Origin of the sequence: Asanoa hainanensis (assembly GCF_900188485.1) — a bacterium.
In the GTDB taxonomy this organism is placed as follows: Bacteria; Actinomycetota; Actinomycetes; order Mycobacteriales; family Micromonosporaceae; genus Asanoa; species Asanoa hainanensis.
Map to the genome: position 1 here is coordinate 1 of NZ_FZPH01000003.1, position 18726 is coordinate 18726.

At 71.9% G+C, this 18726-nt stretch carries 18 protein-coding genes; 7 read left to right on the forward strand and 11 right to left on the reverse strand.

The annotated features are described in order from the left end of the window. The first annotated feature begins 109 nt into the window (after positions 1-109). The gene (locus CHC05_RS07565; protein ID WP_245870700.1) at positions 110-541 is read left to right on the forward strand and encodes a PH domain-containing protein; all 432 of its coding nucleotides are present in this window, start codon (positions 110-112) and stop codon (positions 539-541) included. Here CHC05_RS07565 and CHC05_RS07570 read toward each other — a convergent pair. Beyond that, positions 535-1455, reverse strand: coding sequence for a 2-hydroxyacid dehydrogenase (locus tag CHC05_RS07570; protein ID WP_089246214.1), 921 nt, complete (start codon positions 1453-1455; stop codon positions 535-537). The two genes, CHC05_RS07565 and CHC05_RS07570, sit on opposite strands and share 7 nt — an antisense overlap. 15 nt (positions 1456-1470) lie before the next feature. Then, the gene (locus tag CHC05_RS07575) at positions 1471-3099 is read right to left on the reverse strand and encodes a hypothetical protein (protein ID WP_245870701.1); all 1629 of its coding nucleotides are present in this window, start codon (positions 3097-3099) and stop codon (positions 1471-1473) included. 114 nt (positions 3100-3213) lie between these two features. On the opposite strand from CHC05_RS07575, the gene CHC05_RS07580 reads away from it, so the two are divergent. From CHC05_RS07580 to gatB, 5 genes are all read left to right on the forward strand, one after another. Beyond that, positions 3214-3627 carry a PaaI family thioesterase gene (locus CHC05_RS07580; protein WP_089246216.1) on the forward strand — a complete coding sequence of 138 codons (414 nt, stop codon included), beginning with the start codon at positions 3214-3216 and terminating at the stop codon, positions 3625-3627. Between the two features lie 166 nt (positions 3628-3793). Further along, positions 3794-6433, forward strand: a complete 2640-nt coding sequence (locus CHC05_RS07585) for a putative bifunctional diguanylate cyclase/phosphodiesterase (RefSeq protein WP_245870702.1) — start codon at positions 3794-3796, stop codon at positions 6431-6433. A gap of 472 nt (positions 6434-6905) precedes the next feature. Next, the gene (gatC, locus tag CHC05_RS07590; protein ID WP_089246218.1) at positions 6906-7205 is read left to right on the forward strand and encodes an Asp-tRNA(Asn)/Glu-tRNA(Gln) amidotransferase subunit GatC; all 300 of its coding nucleotides are present in this window, start codon (positions 6906-6908) and stop codon (positions 7203-7205) included. Between the two features lie 5 nt (positions 7206-7210). Further along, positions 7211-8695 carry an Asp-tRNA(Asn)/Glu-tRNA(Gln) amidotransferase subunit GatA gene (gatA, locus tag CHC05_RS07595; RefSeq protein WP_089246220.1) on the forward strand — a complete coding sequence of 495 codons (1485 nt, stop codon included), beginning with the start codon at positions 7211-7213 and terminating at the stop codon, positions 8693-8695. Continuing rightward, positions 8695-10194, forward strand: coding sequence for an Asp-tRNA(Asn)/Glu-tRNA(Gln) amidotransferase subunit GatB (gatB, locus tag CHC05_RS07600; RefSeq protein ID WP_089246222.1), 1500 nt, complete (start codon positions 8695-8697; stop codon positions 10192-10194). Before gatA ends, gatB begins: the two co-directional genes overlap by 1 nt. 125 nt (positions 10195-10319) lie before the next feature. Here the strand turns inward: gatB and CHC05_RS07605 are convergent, their stop codons facing one another. Together CHC05_RS07605 and CHC05_RS07610 are read right to left on the reverse strand one after the other, a co-directional pair. Next, positions 10320-11048, reverse strand: a complete 729-nt coding sequence (locus CHC05_RS07605; protein ID WP_089246224.1) for a phosphotransferase — start codon at positions 11046-11048, stop codon at positions 10320-10322. A gap of 110 nt (positions 11049-11158) precedes the next feature. Continuing rightward, positions 11159-11998 carry an alpha/beta fold hydrolase gene (locus tag CHC05_RS07610; protein ID WP_089246226.1) on the reverse strand — a complete coding sequence of 280 codons (840 nt, stop codon included), beginning with the start codon at positions 11996-11998 and terminating at the stop codon, positions 11159-11161. A 131-nt stretch (positions 11999-12129) separates the two neighbouring features. Here CHC05_RS07610 and CHC05_RS07615 point away from each other — a divergent pair, with 131 nt between their 5' ends. Next, a complete protein-coding gene (locus CHC05_RS07615) occupies positions 12130-12762 on the forward strand; it encodes a TetR/AcrR family transcriptional regulator (protein ID WP_245870703.1) in 633 nt (210 codons plus the stop codon). On the opposite strand, the gene CHC05_RS07620 is transcribed toward CHC05_RS07615, so the two are convergent. Genes CHC05_RS07620 through CHC05_RS07645 form a run of 7 tightly spaced genes read right to left on the reverse strand, consistent with a single transcriptional unit; the run spans position 12676 to position 18725 of the window. Next, entirely contained in the window at positions 12676-14265 is a 1590-nt protein-coding gene (locus CHC05_RS07620; protein WP_089246228.1) for an alkaline phosphatase family protein, read from the reverse strand. The two genes, CHC05_RS07615 and CHC05_RS07620, sit on opposite strands and share 87 nt — an antisense overlap. Further along, positions 14262-14894 carry a GTP cyclohydrolase II gene (locus CHC05_RS07625; protein ID WP_089246230.1) on the reverse strand — a complete coding sequence of 211 codons (633 nt, stop codon included), beginning with the start codon at positions 14892-14894 and terminating at the stop codon, positions 14262-14264. The genes CHC05_RS07620 and CHC05_RS07625 overlap by 4 nt, the downstream gene beginning before the upstream one ends. A gap of 11 nt (positions 14895-14905) precedes the next feature. After that, positions 14906-15598 (reverse strand): RibD family protein, encoded by a 693-nt coding sequence (locus CHC05_RS07630; protein ID WP_089246232.1) that lies wholly within the window; start codon positions 15596-15598, stop codon positions 14906-14908. Then, entirely contained in the window at positions 15591-16523 is a 933-nt protein-coding gene (locus tag CHC05_RS07635; RefSeq protein WP_245870704.1) for a lysylphosphatidylglycerol synthase transmembrane domain-containing protein, read from the reverse strand. The genes CHC05_RS07630 and CHC05_RS07635 overlap by 8 nt, the downstream gene beginning before the upstream one ends. After that, positions 16520-17326, reverse strand: coding sequence for a methyltransferase domain-containing protein (locus tag CHC05_RS42330; protein ID WP_245870705.1), 807 nt, complete (start codon positions 17324-17326; stop codon positions 16520-16522). The genes CHC05_RS07635 and CHC05_RS42330 overlap by 4 nt, the downstream gene beginning before the upstream one ends. Further along, positions 17323-18330 (reverse strand): glycosyltransferase family 4 protein, encoded by a 1008-nt coding sequence (locus tag CHC05_RS07640; protein ID WP_218824484.1) that lies wholly within the window; start codon positions 18328-18330, stop codon positions 17323-17325. The genes CHC05_RS42330 and CHC05_RS07640 overlap by 4 nt, the downstream gene beginning before the upstream one ends. Further along, a complete protein-coding gene (locus CHC05_RS07645; RefSeq protein ID WP_089246236.1) occupies positions 18327-18725 on the reverse strand; it encodes a 6-pyruvoyl trahydropterin synthase family protein in 399 nt (132 codons plus the stop codon). The genes CHC05_RS07640 and CHC05_RS07645 overlap by 4 nt, the downstream gene beginning before the upstream one ends. Position 18726 lies beyond the last annotated feature (1 nt).

Here is an 18726-nt window from a genome sequence, read left to right on the forward strand (position 1 = left end):
AGGAACAGGCCCTTGCTCGTGCCGATGGTCAGGAGGACGGTCATGGGCAAGAGTATGCGCGCGACCACCGACAGAAATGGGCCGAAGCGAGGGTGGGAAGATGAGCGACATGAACAAGGTACGTTTCCGCCCGCACCAATCGATCTTGATCGCCGCGTTCATCGCGTTCGTCGGCATACTGCCGATCGCGTTCGGGCCGAACCTGCCTTCCGACATCGTGTCGACGGACGAGGGCTCGCCGGTGCGGTGGGTCTTCGTACCCCTGTTGATCATCCCGATCGCGGTTTTTGTCTGGGTTCTTCGCTCCGGCACCGACGCCGACTCCTCCGGCATGCGCGTCCGGGGCCTCTTCGGGACCAAGCGGATCCCCTGGTCGGAGGTACGCGAGCTGGCGACCGACGATCGCGGCCGCGCGGTGGTCCTGCTGCGCGACGGGTACGCCGTCACCCTCGCCTCGGTCCGCCGCGACGACGTCAGCCGGCTCGTCGAGGCCAGCGGCCAGGGCATCGTCTGGCAGAAGAACACCCAGCAGGCTCAGTAGCCCCCGACGACCTCGTTCGCCAGGGGGTCGCCGGCCACGAACCGGCGGAGTTGGTCGCCGACCAGCCGGTACGCCCGCGGGTGCAGGCCCCGGACCGATCCGGCGACGTGCGGGGTGATCAGCACGTTCGGCAGATCCCAGAGCGGATGTCCGGCCGGCAGCGGCTCCGGCTCCGTCACGTCGAGGGCCGCGCCGATCCGGCCGGTCGAGACCGCGTCGACCAGCGCGGCCGTGTCGGCCACCGGCCCGCGGGCCGCGTTGACCAGCAGCGCGCCGTCCTTCATCGCGGCCAGGAACGGCGCCGAGACCAGACCGCGGGTCTCCGCCGTGAGCGGCACGATCACCACGACCACGTCGGCGGCGGGCAGCAGCGACGGCAGTGCCGACACCGGATGCACGCCGTCGCGGGCCGTCCGCGCCACCGACGTCACCGTCACCTCGAACGGCTCCAGGCGGGCCTTGATCGCCGTGCCGATCGAGCCGGCGCCGACGATCAGGACGTGCTTGCCGGCGAGCTCGTCCGTCGGCGCATAAGCCGCATATGACCACTCGTGCCGCGCCTGGGCGCGGGCGAAGCCCGGGAAATCCCGCAGGTACGAGAGGATCGCCGTCAACACCCACTCGGCCGTCGAGGAGTCGTGCACACCCCGGGCGTCGTGCAGGGTGACCTCGGGAGAGAGGTGTCCGGACCAGGCGTCGGCGCCGGCGCTGAGCAGCTGCACCACCCGAAGGGCGGGCATCTGGGCGGCCAGCCGCACCGAGTCGGACAGCGCCAGGAACGGCGGCACCCAGAAGACCAGGTCGTCCGGGGAGGACGGAAGCGCGTCGGGGCTCTCCGCGATCTCCAGCGTCACGGACGCCGGCACCGGGCCCATGAGGTCACGACCGTGCGGGTGCGGGATCCAGACCTTCACGGGCGCCACGGTACGTCAGTCGGGCAGCGGGAGATCGACGCGGGTGGTCGGCTGAAAGATGTCGTACCCGGAGGCTACGTTCTCGGCGTAGGTCAGTTGCCGGCTGTCGAGATAGTCCCGCACCGCCTGGCTCTCCGGAGAGCCGGTCGGCAGGGCGAAGGTCCGCGTGGGCGCCTCGGCGACGGCTTTCTTGTACGGCTGGTATCTGTCGAAGCCCGGCGTCAGGTCGGCGGCGATCACGGCGCACCGCACCCGTTCAGAGGAGATGTAGGCGATGTAGTTACAGGTCCAATATTCCGAATAGACGTACGTGACGCCGCGCCGGTCGAGCTCGGCCAGCAGGCCCACCTGGCGGTCGTCGACGGCGGCGATCCGTGGCAGCTCGTGCACCACCATGCCGGTCGCCACGAGCGAGAAGGCGCAGACCACGGCGAGGCCGGCCGCACCGAGCCAGCGGGTGACCCGGCCGCGCAACGTCCACAGTGGCCACAGCACCGCCGGCGTCGAGATCAGCAGGCAGTGCAGGTAGCGACCGCTCTCGATCGGGGTGTTGCCGGCGGCGTTGCTGCGCGCGTAGACCACCAGGCTGACCAGCGCGGCCGCGACGAGGGCGAGGCGGCCTGCCGCGCGCACGCGATCGGGCGGACTCGCAGCGCGCCCGGCGGGCTCGCCTGCGGACGCCACCCGGTCGGCGCGGGTCCGGAAGGATCGCCAGGCGGCGAAGCCGGCCACGGCGAGCAGGATCAGCCAGGCGGGCGCCCACCAGAGTTGCCAGGGCTCGCAGCGGCCCGGTGCGCACAGGCCCGTGGCCAACGGGATGCCGGTCAGCACGCCGCCGTGCAGGCGGTCGGCCCACGACGCTTCGATGCCACCGCCGTTGAGGCCTAGGAACGTCGGGATCGCGCTGTGTTTCCACGACGAGGTCAGGTCGTGGATCACCAGCGGCGCGGCGCCGAGGACCACTCCGGCCGCCAGTGCGATCCAGGACCGTTTTGCCGCCTTCTTCAGCAGCAGCAGGCACGACGCGGCGGCCAGGTAAGGGAGGACCAGCCAGTCGACCCAGAGCATGAGGCCGGCTATCAGTCCGAAGGCGGCGTACCCGGCGGTGCGCGGTCGCACGGCCAGCCCCACCGCGAGCAGCACGAGCGCGGCTCCGGCCGGGTTGATCTCCGGATAGCCGCCGCCTGAGATGAGTTGGTTCTTCAGGACGCGGTCGGATCCCAGCGCCAGCAGGCCGACGACGAACGTGGCGAACCAGGGCGAGTACAACCGCCGGGTCAACGCCCACATCGCCGCCAAGAAAGCCGCATAAAGCAGCAAATTGGGCATCCGCAGCGCCAACACCGAGCCGTTGGCCAGGGCTACCAGGGGCGCGGCCAGGTACGCCTCCAGCGTGCCCATGTAGTTCTGGCCGTAGAAGTAGACCGGCAGCCCGTTGCCCTGGCCGATGTGCAGGGCCGCGAGGCCCATCGTGCCCTCGTCGCTGTTCGTCGGCGGGGCGTCCGCGAGGAGGACGGCGATCCGGAAGCCGAGGCCGGCCAGCCCGAGCGCGAGAGCGGTGAGCACAGCGGCGCCCGGCCGGCGCCGGCCGGTGGCTGGCGAGACTGCGGGCGTGGAGGTCTGCGCGCCGGTCAGGATCGCCACGCCGGGCAGTCTCTCACGATGCCGCGCTGCGCGTGAGCGCCTGGTACGCCGCTGGATCTTGCCAAGCACGAGCGGCGGCACCGGAAACAGCCCGCAACCCGTACCCTCTGTGACGTGGGATTCACTGTCGAAGACGCCAACGGAGTCCTGGCCGACAACTTCGCGCCGTGGGTGCGGGACCTCGGGCTGGTGGTCGAGCACGTCGAGCCCGGCGTCGCCACGCTGCGGCTGCCGTGGTCCGACCGACTCGCCCGCGAGGGCGGCGCGATGAGCGGCCAGGCGCTGATGGCCGCCGCCGACACCGCCACCGTGATCGCGATCTCCGCGGCCCGGGCCGCCTTCGTGCCCATGACCACCGTGCAGCTCTCGACGACCTTCCAGCGGCCGATCGCCGGCGTCGATGTCCAGGTGCTGGCCAAGGTCACCAAGCTCGGCCGCACCCTGGCCTTCGCCGACATCACCCTGACCCCCGACGGCGCCAGCGCGCCGGCCGCCCAGGCCCAGACCGTCTACGCACTGCTGGGCTGACCAAGCCACCAGGCCAGCCAAAGCCACCAGGCCAGCCAAGCCACCGGGCCGACCAAGGCGAATCAGTCGGCGTAACTTTCCGCGAGGCGTACTCGTTGATGGTGTGAGGCGAGGTATCTTCTCGCCGTCACTCCCCCGGCCCCTCCACCCAAGGGGATGACCACCCGTGTCATCTACGTCCCCACAGCTGCCCCGGTTCGCGCGGATCGTCGCCATCGCCGGGCCGCCCTCGGCGGCCCTGGCGACACTGGTCTGCGCGGCCGCCGGGGTCCTGCCGGCGCTGACCGCGCTCGCGGCCGCGACGGCGCTGACGGCCGCCGTCGGCACCGTCCGGCTGGTCCGGCTCGCGCTGCGCATCCACGCCCGCGTGCACTCGTTCGGTCCGTGCCGCGGCGCCGGCTACCTGGGAATGGGCGCACTCGCCACCGGCCTGTCGGTGGTCCTGCTGCCCTTCGCGCCACCCGGAGCGGCCCGGCCGACCATCGCCGTCGTCGGCCTCGCCTTCGCGTCCGTGCTCTACGTGATCGGCCTGCTGCTCCTGCCCGGTGCCGCCACCAGCACGCACGCCCGGCTCCGCCGCTGCTTCGACGGCCTCAGCCTGGGCATCAGCATCGCGTTCGCGGTCTGGTTGCTGCCGCCGCAGGGCGAGATGCCGGCGGCGGCGCTCGCCGCGGCCCTGCTCGGCTCCTTCGGCCTGGCCACCGCCACGGTGATCGTGCTGCGCGTGGTCGCCTACCGGCGGGCGGCGTGGCTGTGCGGCGGCGGCGCCGGCATCGCGCTCGGCGGCATCGGCGCACTGGCGATCATCCTCGCGTACGGGGGTCCCGACTGGGCGCTGCTGGTCGCGGGGGCGACGATCGCGGTCAGCCCCGGGCTGATCCTCGCCGGCGCCGCGCTCACGGAGGCCGGCGTCGAGCCGCCCACGGTCGGTGAGCCCGAGTCGCACCTGTCCGCGTACCCGTTGCTGACCATCCCCGCCGTCGTCGCCACGCTGGCCGCCGCCTGGCACCTCGTCACCGTCGGCCAGTTCGACAAGACGTCGATCGTGCTCGGCCTCTCGGTGATCCCGACGGTGGTCGCGCGCGAGGTGTTCGCGGTCTCGGACGTACGCCGCTACGCCAAGCGACTATCCACACAGGAGGCTCATTTCCGCTCGCTGGTGTCCGGCGCGGGCGACCTCACCATGGTGGTCGGCGAGGACCTGGTGGTGCGATGGCAGTCGCCGGCCGCGGCCCGGCTCTTCGGACTGTCCGATGCGGACGTCGTCGGTCGCGCCTTTCCCGACCTGATGCATCCCGAGGACGCCGCCGACGTGCTGGCCGTGCTCAACCAGACACTGTCCGACAAGGACGGAGAAGAAGCCCGCCCAGCGCTGGTTCCCGCCCGCCTGCGCGACGGCCACGGGGCCTGGCGCGACACCGAGTCGACGCTCAGCGACCAGCGTGGCATTCCCGAGGTGGCCGGGCTGGTGGTGCACATCCGCGACGTCGGCGAGCGCCGGCACCTGGAGCGCACGCTGCACAAGCTGGCGTTCACCGACCAGCTCACCGGCCTGGCCAACCGGCGCGAGCTGATGCGCACGATCGCCACGCAGCGCTCGGTCGAGGGACACACCGGCGCCCTCCTGGTGATCGACCTGCACGGCATCGCGGGGGTCAACGACGCCCGCGGCCGCGAGGTCGGCGACGCCGTCCTCATCGAGGTGGGCCGCCGACTGCGGTCTACGGTCGGCACCGACGACGTGGCGGCCCGGCTGGCCGGTGACGAGTTCGCGGTGGTCACCGTCGAGGGCCCGGTCGTCGCGTACGCCCTGGGCACCCGGTTGTTGACCGCGCTGACCGAGCCGTACCTGTTGCCCGGCGCTACCGTGCACATCTACGTCAGCGTCGGCCTCGCCGAGCTCGCCGGCGGCGACGGCGTCGACGACGTGCTCCGCCGCGCCGACCTGGCCCGCCGCCGCGCGGGTCAGCTCGGCCGCAACCGGATCGAGTGGTACGACGCGTACCTCGAAGAGCAGTTGGTCCGCCGGATGGACCTCGAGCGCGAGCTGCCGGGCGCGGCCAGCCGAGGCGAGCTCGACCTGGTCTTCCAACCGATCCTCGGCCTGCACGACGGCCAACCGGTCGGTGCGGAGGCGCTGCTGCGCTGGCGCAGCCCGGCCCTCGGCACGGTCCTCCCGAACGAGCTGCTGCCGGTCGCCGAGGACCTCGGGGTGATCGGCGAGATCGGCCAGTGGGTACTCCAGGACGCCTGCCGCCGGATCGCCGGCTGGGACCCACGGCTGTGGCTGTCGGTCAACGTCTCCCCGCTCGAGCTGGCCGCACCGGACTTCGTCAGCCAGGTCGCCGCGACGCTGGTCGCCAGCCGCCTCTCCCCCGAACGCCTGGTGATCGAGATCGCCGAGGGCCGCGTCGGCACGGACACCCCGACGGTCGTGACGCAGCTGGCGGGCCTGCGGGCACTGGGCGTACGCACGGCGCTCGACGACTTCGGCGCCGCCCAGGCGAGCCTGGCCCACCTGCGCCGCCTACCGATCGACATCCTCAAGGTCGACCGGGCCCTGGTCGGCGAGCACGGCACGAGCCGCCAGAGCGGCGGCATGGCCAAACCCCTGATCGACGTCGTGGTCAGCGTTGGCCGCCGCCTCGGCATGGAGATCATCGCGGAAGGTCTGGAGTCCGGCGCCCAGATCGACCAGGCCCGCACCGCCGGCTGCCAACTCGGCCAAGGGTTCGCCCTCGCCCACCCGGCCCCAGCCGAACGCCTCGAAGCCTTCCTAGCCGAACGCCTAACCCAACCCAACTAGCGAGAGATCAAGATCAAGCTTTCCCGGGTGCGCCGGGCGCACGACCGTTGCTCCCGCCGGAGACCGGGCCGGGCCCAAGGGGGCCCGTCCCTGCCAGGTCCGCGACCCAAGCCCACCAAGCGTGTGTTTTGGCCGCTTTGCTCTGCACCGATCGGTGGATGGGCGGCCGAGGGGTTGGGTTTGGGGCGATGCGCGACCAACCGCGGACCTGGCAGCGCAGCGCAGCGGAGCGCTCCCCGGCGGGAGCGACGGTCGCGCCGCCGACGAACCCGGGCAAGGATCACTTTGTTTGTTCGGTTGGTGGCGCTGTTCTCGCGGTAAAGATTGATTGGTTCATGTTTCCGGCTTGAAACGGGCGGAGGGGCCGGCAGAGGCACGTTCGACCTGAGAAATAGAATCGCTCGGGTCGGCGGGCGCGTGTCGCGCTCGGCTGACCTCATACGAATCGCCCACACGACGCAAGGGGGCACTGATGGCTGCCATTTCCCGCGATGAGGTCGCGCATCTCGCGCGGCTGTCGCGGCTCGCCGTGACCGAGCAGGAGCTCGACACGTTCGCCGGCCAGCTGGACGTGATTCTCCAGGCCGTGGCGCGGGTGGGTGAGGTCGCGGCGGCGGACATCCCGCCCACCTCGCACTCCGTGCCGTTGACCAACGTGCTCCGGGAAGACGTCGTGATCAACTGCCTGACCCGGGAAGAGGCCCTCGCGGGCGCGCCGGATGTCGAGGAAGACCGGTTCCGGGTGCCGCGCATCCTGGACGAGGAGGCGTGACAACAGTGTCCGACCTGACCAGGATGACCGCCGCCGAGCTTGCCGGGACGATCGCCAAGGGTGACGCGTCGGCCGAGGAGGTGACCCGGGCCCACCTCGACCGGATCACCGCCGTCGACGGCAAGGTGCACGCCTTCCTGCACGTCGACGCCGACGGTGCCATCGACGCCGCCCGCAAGGTCGACGCCAAGCGGGCCGCGGGTCAGGAGCTCGGCCCGCTCGCCGGCGTTCCCATCGCCGTCAAGGACGTGCTGACCACCCGCGGCGTGCCGACCACGGCCGGCTCCAAGATCCTCGAGGGTTGGCGCCCGCCGTACGACTCGACCGTGGTCGAGCGTCTCCGTGACGCCGGCACCGTGATCCTCGGCAAGACGAACATGGACGAGTTCGCGATGGGCTCGTCGACGGAATACAGCGCCTACGGGCCGACCAACAACCCGTGGGACCTCGGCCGGATCCCCGGCGGTTCCGGCGGTGGCAGCGCCGCGGCGGTCGCCGCCTACGAGGCGCCGCTGGCGATCGGCACCGACACCGGCGGTTCGATCCGCCAGCCCGGCGCGGTCACCGGCACCGTCGGCGCGAAGCCCACCTACGGCGGCACCTCCCGCTACGGGCTGATCGCGTTCTCGTCGAGCCTCGACACCCCCGGCCCGTGCGCCCGCACCGTGCTCGACGCGGCCCTGCTCCACGAGGTGATGGCCGGCCACGACTGGCGCGACTCGACCTCGATCCCCCAGCCTGTGCCGCCGGTGGTCGAGGCCGCCCGGCGCGGCATGTCCGGCGATCTGACCGGCGTGAAGCTGGGCCTGGTCACCGAGTTCGACGCGGGCGAGGGCGCCGAGCCGGGCGTCATGGCCGCCTTCCACGACGCGCTGGCCGCGCTGACCAAGCTCGGCGCCGAGATCGTCGAGGTGTCCGCGCCGCACTTCCAGTACGCGCTGCCCGCCTACTACCTGATCGCGCCGAGCGAGTGCTCCTCGAACCTCGCCCGGTTCGACGGCGTCCGCTTCGGGCTGCGGGTCGGCGACGACGGCAACCGCTCGCTCGAAGAGGTCATGTCGCTGACCCGCGAGGCCGGCTTCGGCGCCGAGGTCAAGCGCCGGATCATGCTCGGCACGTACGCGCTGTCCAGCGGCTACTACGACGCCTACTACGGGCAGGCGCAGAAGGTCCGCACGCTGATCACGCAGGACTTCAACGCCGCCTTCGAGCAGGTCGACGTGCTGGTCTCGCCGACCACCCCGTTCGTGGCGTTCCCGTTCGGGTCGCGCACCTCCGACCCGTACCAGATGTATCTCGCGGACCTCTTCACGATCCCGACCAACCTGTACGGCGGCCCGGGCATCTCGGTGCCCTGTGGCCTGTCCGAAGGGCTGCCGGTCGGCTTCCAGATCATGGCTCCGACCATGGCCGACGACCGCATGTACCGGGTCGCCGCCGCGCTCGAGTCCGCCGTCGGCACGCTGACCCCGCCGTCCCTGGAGGGCTGATGACCACCACGACGCTGCCCACCTACGACGAGGCGATCGCCGGCTTCGAGCCCGTGATCGGCCTGGAGACCCACGTCGAGCTCGGCACCAACACCAAGATGTTCTGCGGCTGCCCGACCGACTTCGGCGGCGAGCCCAACACCCGGGTCTGCCCGGTCTGCCTCGGCCTGCCCGGCTCGCTGCCGGTGGCCAACAAGGCGGCCATCGAGGCGACGATCCGGATCGGCCTGGCGCTGAACTGCTCGATCGCCACCTGGTGCCGGTTCGCCCGGAAGAACTACTTCTACCCGGACATGCCGAAGAACTTCCAGATCAGCCAGTACGACGAGCCGCTGTGCGTCGACGGCTACCTGGACGTGGAGGTCGACGGTAAGACGGTGCGGATCGGCATCGAGCGGGTGCACCTGGAAGAGGACACCGGCAAGACGCTGCACGTCGGCGGCGCCACCGGCCGCATCCACGGCGCGACCGAGTCGCTGGTCGACTACAACCGCGCCGGCATCCCGCTGGTCGAGATCGTCACCAAGCCGGTGCCCGGTGCGGGTGCGCTCGCGCCCGAGGTGGCCCGCGCCTACGTCACCGAGCTCCGCGAGGTCATCCGCGGCCTGGGTGTCTCGGACGTCCGGATGGAAGAGGGCTCGCTGCGCTGCGACGTCAACACGTCGCTCAACCGCCCCGGCGAGGAATGGGGCACCCGCACCGAGACCAAGAACGTCAACTCGCTGCGCTCGGTCGAACGCGCCGTCCGCTCGGAGATCATCCGCCAGTCCGCGGTGCTGGAGAGCGGCGGGCGGATCATCCAGGAGACCCGGCACTTCTCCGAGGAGACCGGCGACACGCGTCCGGGCCGCTCGAAGGAGACGGCGACCGACTACCGCTACTTCCCCGAGCCCGACCTGGTGCCGCTCGCTCCCGACCCGGCCTGGGTCGAGGAGCTCAAGGCGGCCCTGCCCGAGCCGCCGCGCGAGCGTCGCAAGCGCATTCAGGAAGCCTGGGGTCTGTCCGATCTGGACATGCAGTCGGTGGTCAACGCTGGTGCGGTCGAGCTGATCGAGGAGACGGTCGCGGCGGGCGCCACGGCTGCCGCCGCCCGGAAGTGGTGGCTGGGTGAGCTGGCCCGCCGCGCCAACGAGGCCGGCATCGACCTCGCGTCCGTGGGTGCCACGCCCGCACAGGTCGCCGAGCTCCAGACGCTGGTCGATGGCGGCAAGCTCAACGACAAGCTCGCGCGGGTGGTGCTCGAGGGCGTCGTCGCCGGTGAGGGCTCCCCGACAGCCGTGATGGAGGCCCGTGGGCTCGCGGTGGTCTCGGACACCGGTGCGTTGACGGCCGCGGTCGACGAGGCCATCGCCGCCAACCCCGACGTCGCCGCCAAGGTCCGCGACGGCAAGGTGGCCGCGGCCGGCGCCCTCGTCGGCGCCGTCATGAAGACCACCAAGGGACAGGCGGACGCGAAGACGGTTCGCGAGTTGATTCTTGAGCGGCTTGGCGCCGGCTGAAGTCCATCAAGGACCTGAAGACGAAGATCTAGAGCGGTTCCCGGGTTCGCGGGCGGCACGACCGTCGCTCCCGCCGGGGACCGCTCGCTTCGCTTCGCTGCCGGGTCCGCGGTGCACGACCAACATCAGTCGCGCAGGAGGTCGAGCAACCTGCGCGCCTGGTGGCGCGCGAGGTGTTCAGGGTTCCGGCGGCTGGCCGGACCGCCCGGTCGCAACAGCGACAGCCAGAACATCGCCCACAGCCGCCGTGCCGCCCGCAGTCGGCGACGATCGCTCACCGCGTCGGCGAACTGCTTCGGCAGTCCGTCCGCGAACAACTGGCGGGCGGACACGTGCTCGGCGAGGAGAGCGATCTCGGTGGCCGGATCGCTGACGCGGGCGTCTTCGAAGTCGACGATCCGGACCCGGCGGCCGTCCCACAGGTAGTTGGCCAGGTTCGGGTCGCGATGGCCGAGCACGAGGGTGTCCGGACGTTCGCTGAGCAGGTCCGGGTCGGGACCCCACCACCAGCGGGCTGACGCGGCGAGCGCCGCGCCGACCTCGGCCGGCGGGTCGGGCCAGTCGGCATCGCCGAGTCGGCGTGCGAAGTGCAGATCAGGCGCCCAGTCCTCGACCGGTGGGTCGCCGTCGAACGGCACCGACCACAGTGTCCGGACGGCCGTCGCGAGCTTCATGGTCACCGTCGGCGGGTTCGCGTCGAGACTCGCGCGGACCGGCTCCGGCGCCAGCCCGGCCGCGTGCTCACGCAACCGGTGCAACACGGCCCACTCGCGCCGATGCTCGCCACGCCCCCATGAGGTGTAGCGCTTGGTCACCAACCCGTCCGCGAACCGCAGCGCATGCGTCGTGGCCATCCCTCGAGCCTAGGCCGCACAAAGCGATGCGGTGACCGCCCGCCGACCCTTCAACGGTGCGCGAGACGGTCCCGGCAGCAGACTGCTGCCCGCTGCGCGGGCCGCTCGCGTTACCGGGCGGGCTCCCCGGACCGCGGTGCCACGGGTGTCGCGAAGAATTCGGCGAACACCTCGACCAGGTTGTCGGGCGCCCGGTTGATGCCGTCGTGCGCGCTGCCCGGGATCTGCATCGAACGGGCGTTGGGTAGGGCCGCGGCCAAGGCGTCGTCGGCCGTCACGTAGTAGCGCGGACCCCTGCCCCCGCAGGCCAGCAACACTGACGCGGTCACGCCGGCCCAGCGGTCGGCGGGGCCGTCGGCCGCCGCGATCAACGTCGACTCGTCGAGGGTCATTGGCAGCAGGTCGCCCATCATTCGGCCGATCGGCGTGCGCAGGAAGAGCCGGCACATCACCACTCGCACCGCGAGCGGTAGGCGCGCGGCCGCCTGGTGCGTGTTGATGCCGGCCGCGGTGAGCGCCATCGCCAGCGGCAGGTCGCCGGCCGCGGCCGCCGCACGGGCAGCCGGCAGCCACGACGCCGGAAAGCTGCCGTCGATCGAGATCGCCGCGTCGTAGAGCGCCAACCGCTGGATCGGCAGCCGCAGCGCGGCGTCCAACGCGATGAGGCCCCCGGCGCTGTGCCCGACCACGTTGCCGGCGCCGGTGTGGGCGAGCACCGCGGCGAGGTCGGAGACCTCCTGGTCGAACGTGTAGGGCAGCGCCCGCGCGGGCGCGTCACCCCGACCACGGCGGTTGTAGAGATGCACCGTGAACCGGTCGGCCAGCGCCGCCGCGAAGCGCCGGTAGACGTCGATCGTCACCCCGCCGCCGTGCACCACCACGATGCCCGGCCCCGTGCCCGTCGAATGCAGCGCGATCGTCGCGCCGTCGAACGTCGTGACCCGCTCCATGTAGAGACCTCCCTAAACTGCGAACGTCGTTTGCAGTTTACAGTTGGGCGGTGAGCGATGCGCAACCCATCTGGACAAGACCCGAGCGGGGCCGGCGTGGACCCACACCGGGACACAGCCGGAACGAGATCGTGACGGCCGCCATCGCGCTGGCCGACGCCGAAGGCCTGCCGGCGGTCTCGATGCGCGCGGTCGCCTCCGCGTTGGACACCACGGCCGGATCGCTCTACCGCTACCTGTCGTCCCGCGACGACCTGCTCGACCTCATGACCGACCACGCGGTCGGCGAACTGAAGCCCTATCCGCGGCCCGCGGGCGACTGGCTGGACCAACTGCAAGCCCTGGCCACACAACAGCTCGAGCTGCACCGCCGCCACCGCTGGCTGGGCGAGGTGATCCAACGCCCGACCGCCGCCGGCCCGCAGACCCTGTCGTGGTTCGACCACTGCCTCGGCATCCTGCGCGAGGTCCCCGCGCCCACCACCGCCAAGTTCGAGGCGATCGCGTTGATGACCGGCACAGTGGTCCTGTTCAGCCGCGCGCAACCCACCGGGCAACCGTTCGCGGCCCTCGACCCCGCGCGCCACCCACATCTGACCGCCGCGCTGGCAAACCCCGGACCACCACCGAAGGACGACCTCTTCGCCCGCGCGCTGCGGGCTCTGCTGACCGGCCTGCTACTTGGCGAACGCGGCCAGGAAGCGGTCGCGGAAGGCGTCCATGCGCCAGACCGGGCCGTCGGCCACCGGGGCCAGGCCGGGTGACCAGCCCCAGCTCGCGATGCGCGGCAGGATCGTCGGGTCCTTGGCGATCACGGTGATCGGGATGTCCCGGTTCGGGTCGGGGCCCGTGACGACCGGAGACGGCTGGTGGTCGCCGAGCATCACCATGACCGTGTTCGAGTTGCCGAACTTCTCCATATAGGACACCAGGCTGTCGACCGAGTACTCGACCGTACGCCGGTAGTTGTCCCGTACCGTGTTCGCGTCCTCGTTGTTGATCTCGTCCGGGTTCCCGCCCTTGCCGCCGTTGCCCGGGTACGTGGAGCCGTCGCCGAGCTTGTCCCAGTCCATCATCGGCGGCACCGGGGTCCACGGCGCGTGGCTCGACAGCAGGTCGATCTCGGCCATCACCGGCTTGCGCCCGGGAGCGGCCATCTCCGTCCGGTGGAACGAGTGCAGCGTGAACTGGTCCGGGATCGAGGAGAACGCGTAACCCTGACCCTTGTAGCCGAGCGTCCGGTCGTCGTACTCCTTGTCCCAGCCGTAGACCGCGCCCTCGGGCCAGTCGCGGCGGTTCGCCGGCATCACCGCCACCGTGCGCCAGCCGGCCTTGGAGAACGCCGTCGTCAGCGTGTAGCGCGTGCCTTCCGTGAACTTCCCGTACCGCCGCTGGCTGTCGATCCACAGCCCCGACTGGAACGTCGAGTGGGCGAGCCAGCTCCCACCGCCGATGGTCGACGAGGTCAGCCACCCGCTGCTGGACTGGAAGCCGGCCGCCGTCAGCTGCTGAGTACGCGATGCCAGCAGGGCGGCGGTCTGCGGGTAGTTGACGGCGTCACGGCCGTAGCTCTCCACGAACGCGAAGATGACGTCCTTGCCCCGCAACCCCTGCAGGAGCTGCGAGGCGGGTACGTCGCGGTAGGCGTCGGTGGACTCCTCACGGTCGTACGCCGCCTGGTCCCGGATGTCCGCCCGCAGTTGAGCGGCGTGGTCGTAGGCTGCCGCGGCCGTGCTCCGACCGGCCACCGGCACGCCGGGCACCAGGTGCACGCCCAGGATCGCCAGCGCCACCCAGACCACGGCGAGCCCGGCGACGACGCGCAGCGCGAGGTTCCGGCGCACCGACACCACCCGCGACAGCCGCAGGATCGACAGCACCGCCAGCACCGGCAGCGCCAAGGCGAGCAGGATCGCCACGACCACGGCGCCGACCGCACCGGGCTTGCCGAACGACTCGGAGACCCACTCGGAGGCCGCGCGGAACAGCGACCAGTCCGAGAGCGGGTCGAACTGCCGGGACAGCGTGACGCCGAAGCCGAGGTCGAGCAGCTTGAGGATGCTGATCGCGCCCAGCAGGACGCCGGCGACGATGCCGACGATCGTGCGGGCCCGCGGCGGCAGGAACACCACGATCGCGACGCCGACCAGGGCCTCCAACGGGATCGCCAGCAGGGCCAACGGGCTCAGCGCGGCGAAGTCGTCGGGTACGAGCAGGAGCAGCAGGACGAAGAACGCGGCCAGGCCCGTCAGGATCCGGCTTTTCACGACGCCAGCCAGTCCTGTTCCACCGCACGTCGGGCGTATCTCGCCTTGGCCGCCAGATAGCCCGCGTTGGCCGCGGACAGGTGCAGGCGGGTCGGCACCCGCTTCGTGACCGCCACGCCCAGGGAGGTGAGCTGCTCCTCCTTGTCAGGGTTGTTGGAGAGCAACGCGATGCGCGAGACACCGAGGGCGCGCAGCATCTGCGCGGCCGGCGTGTAGTCACGCTCGTCCTCGCCGTGGCCGAGCGCGAGGTTCGCCTCGTACGTGTCCATTCCGGTGTCCTGCAGGGCGTACGCGTCGAGCTTGGCGTAGAGGCCGATGCCGCGACCCTCCTGCCGGAGGTAGAGCAGCAGGCCGCCGGTGTTGCTGATCCGCTCGACCGCCTCGCGCAGCTGCGGGCCGCAGTCGCAGCGCTCGCTGCCGAACACGTCGCCGGTCAGGCACTCGCTGTGGGGCCGCACCAGGGGCGCCTCGTCACGGGCCACGGTGTCGCGCCACTCGCCGAGCCCGAAGGCGATGTGCTCGCGGCCGTCCACGAGGCCGTGGAAGGTGAACACCTCCGCCTTCGTGGCGTATCCGTCGGGGAACCGAAGGGGGACCGATACCTGCGTACGTATCGTCGCGTCGTCCATCAATCTCCTCATCAGACGGTGCCGAACCGGGGCGACAGGGCATAGCGGAGCAGCACCACGTCGCCCACCTGGCGAACCTCGGCCAGGGTCGCCCGGCGCTCCTGACACCACGGGAAGTCGCCGTCGCCGACGAACCGGGGTGCCTTGGAGTCGCCGACGAAGAACGGTGCCACCACGAGGTGCAGCTCGTCGGCGAGCTCCTCGCACAGGAACTGGGTGTGGATGGTGCCGCCGCCCTCGACCATCAACCGGCGGACGCCGCGGGTGTGCAGGTCCTCGGCTACCCGGCGCAGGTTCACCGGCTGCCCGCCGTCGACGACGGTGGCGTACTCCCCCAGCCGTCGCTCGGTCTGACGCACGGTGGAGGTCGCGCAGTAGACGATCTTCTCGGTGTCTTCCGACTGGAAGAAGGCCGCTTCCGCGTCCAGGTCGCCGCCCTCGGTGACGGTCACCTTGCGCGGCGTCGGGTGCTCGCCGCGGGCCACCCGGGCCGCCCGGTGCTCCGGCGACTTGACCACCAGGCGGGGGTTGTCGCGGCGGACCGTCTCGGCGCCGACCAGGATCGCGTCGCAGCCGGCGCGGACCTCGTCGACCCGGTGGAAGTCGGCCTCGTTGGAGAGCATGAGGCGGTCGTCGGCGGTGTCGTTGACATAACCGTCGATCGACATGGCGCAGCTCAGCACGATGTAGGGCCGCTCAGCCATGGCTGTACTCCGGTTGCCGGTGGACAGGCTCATGTTCCAGCATTACCGGTTTCTCCGCAGCGCGCCGGCCGTCCGCCCAACGCACCACCAGCACGACGGCCCCCGGCAGGCTCGCGACCAGCGCCAACACGCCGAACACGACCGCGGTCGAAACGCCCTGCTCGGAGGTCAGGCCGGCGGCGCCGAACGCCCAGGCGGCCACCCCCTCGCGCGGGCCCCAGCCCGCGATGTTGCACGGCAGCGCCATCGCCAGGAGGGCCAGCAGGGTGAGCGGGGCGAGCAGGGTCAGCGGGGCGGTGGCGCCCGCGGTCCGCGCCGCGACCAGGAAGGTGATCAGGTGGCCGGCCAGCACCGCCGCGGTGGTGACCACGACGCCGATGCCGGTGCGGGCCGAGAACAGCCCGGTGCGGATCCGCATCCGGCCCTTCACGAGCCAGGCGACCAGGCCCAGGACGGCCAGCGCGGCCACCGCCATCGGCATGTGCTGGCGGACCGGCGACGGGAACACCGCCAGAGTGATCACCGACAGGGCGATCGTCACGACGAAGCCGGCCATCCGCTCGACCACGACCGCGCGTACGCCCAGCTTGACGTCGCCAATGTCCTTGCCGTGCCGGACCGCCCGGTGCACGTCGCCGACCACGCCGCCGGGCAGCGTGGTGTTGAGGAACTGCGCCCGGTAGTAGGCGCCGACGGCCTCCCGCAGGGGCAGCGTGACGCCGAGCCCGCGGGCCACCAGCGCCCACCGGTAGGCGCAGGCCACGGTGGTCACCACGCCGATCACGAAGGCGGTGGTCAGCGCGGTGGCGTCGACCCCGCGCAGGCCGGTCAGGAACGGGCCGCTGCCCAGCCGCCAGACGAGCACGACCAGCACGGCCCCACCGCCGACGAGGCGGGCCCAACCCCAGAACTGTGCCCTGGTCACGGCGTCGCCAACAGGTCGACGTGCTGGACGGTCGCGGCGAGGCGGCCCTCGGCGATCTCCGCGAGACGGCGGCGGGCGTAGCCGGCGGACGGCTTGCCGAGCGCGGGCACCTGCTCGACGGCCGCGTCCAGCCACTCCTGGAACCAGACCGCGAGCAGGTCCCGGTCGTCGGCGCCGAGCCGCCAGGGGCTGGGCCGCAGCGTGGTCGCCACGCCGTGCCGGGCGAACGCGCCGGACAGCGCCGCGACGGCGTCCGGGCCGAGCAGCCGGCGGCCGCCCACCGCACGCCGCTGGTGCGCGTTGAACGCGGCCGCGACCTCGTCGTCGAACGGGTCCGCCGGATCGAGCTCGACCCGGCCCACCACGGAGAGCATGACCAGCGCGGGTACGCGGGCCCCCGCGCACGCCGCCGCGATGGCGTCGACCTCGTCGATGGTCAGGACGTCGATCAGCGCCGAGGCGGTGACCAGGTCGGCGCCGGACAGGTCGGTGGCGCTCAGCGTGCCGAGGTCGCGCTGCCGGGTCACGGCGGTGATCTGCTCCGGCTTGCCGGCCATGGCCGCGGCCAGCAGGTCGGGGTCGCGGTCCCACATGATCCAGTGCTGCGCGCCCGGCAGCCGGGGCGCCAGCCAGCGGGCCGCCGAGCCGGTGCCGCAGCCGAAGTCGTGGATCACCAGGCGGTCCACCGAGCCCAGCCGCTCACGCACCTCTGTGACCAGCTCTTCGGAGCGTGCGGTCGCGTCAGCGGCTTCACGCAGGCGCAGCCAGTTGGGGCTGGCCTTGGGCATCAGGGCGCTCGTCATCTGCTCGTGCTCTCCCGCATCGCGACCGTGGACAGGACATCGGAGGCCAGCTTCGCGGTGACCGGCCAACCCGTCAGCGTCGTTCTGCGCAGCCGGGCCGACGTGCGCAGCGCGTCACGGGCGGAGGGTTCGGTGAGCCAGCGCCGCAGCGCGGCAGCCAGCGCGCCGGGGTCGCCGGGCGGGACCAACACGCCCGGTCGGCTGCCGTCGGGTGCGCGGCCCAGCGTGTCGGGCAGCCCCTGGGCGGTGGTGGTCAGCACCGGGATGCCCCGGGCCAGGGCCTCGGTGACGACCATGCCGTAGGAGTCGGCGCGGGAGGGCAGCACGAGCAGGTCGGTGTCCGCGTACGCGGCGTCGAGGTCGGCACCCACCAGCGGGCCGGTGAACCGCATGCCGGCCGGCGCGCGCCCGCGCACCTCGGCGGCGAAGTCGGGATCGCGGTCCAGCGAGCCCACGCACCGCATGCTCCAGCCCGCGTCGGGCAGCGCCGCCAGCGCGTCGGCGAGCACGTCCTGGCCCTTGTGCGGCAGGACGGCGGCGACACAGAGCAGCCGGTCACCGGTCGCGCTGGGCGACGCGACGGGTTGGGGCTCGACGCCGGGCGCGGCCGCCGTGGCCACGACACCGTAGGCGTCCGCCAGGTGCCGTCGGCACCACTCGCTGGTGGTCAGCACCGCGTCGGCGGCGGCCAGCACGGCCCGTTCCTCCGGCGCGCCGAACACCATGTGGGCCAGCACCACGAGGCGCAGGCGGCCGACCCGGTCGACCGGCACGCCCGGCGCCAGCAGACCGTCGACCAGGACCAGCTCGCCGTCGGGCAGCGCATCGAACACCGGACCCAGCGGGGCACCGACCGGCACCAGGTGCTCGCGCACCGTCCAGCCCAACCCCACCAGGGCATCGAGGACCCGGCGGTCGTACGCGTTCCCCCCACTGGGGAAGGCCGGGTTGTCGATGTCGTCAGGCACGATGACCTGTACGCCGCCCGGCGGCGAATGGTTCACAGCGATCGCTCGTAGCTCGCCCAGGCGATGTGCGACTCGTGCAGGGTGACGGTGATGCCGGCCAGCTCGGGGCCGCCCGCACCGAGCGCGCCGGAGGTGGCCCGCTCGGCCAGCCGGTCCGCGATCACCTTCGCCAGCACCTCGGTGGTCGTGTTCATCCCGGCCAGCGTCGGGTCCTCGTCGAGGTTGCGCAGGTTGAACTGCCCGACGATGGCCTTGAGCTCCTCGGACGCCAGGGCGATGTCGACGACGATGCCGTCCGCGTCGAGCTCGGCCCGGCGGAACGTGGCGTCGACCAGGAAGGTCGCGCCGTGGAGCTGCTGAGCAGGGCCGAAGACCTCGCCGCGGAAGCTGTGGGCGATCATCATGTGATCGCGCACCGTGACGCTGAACATG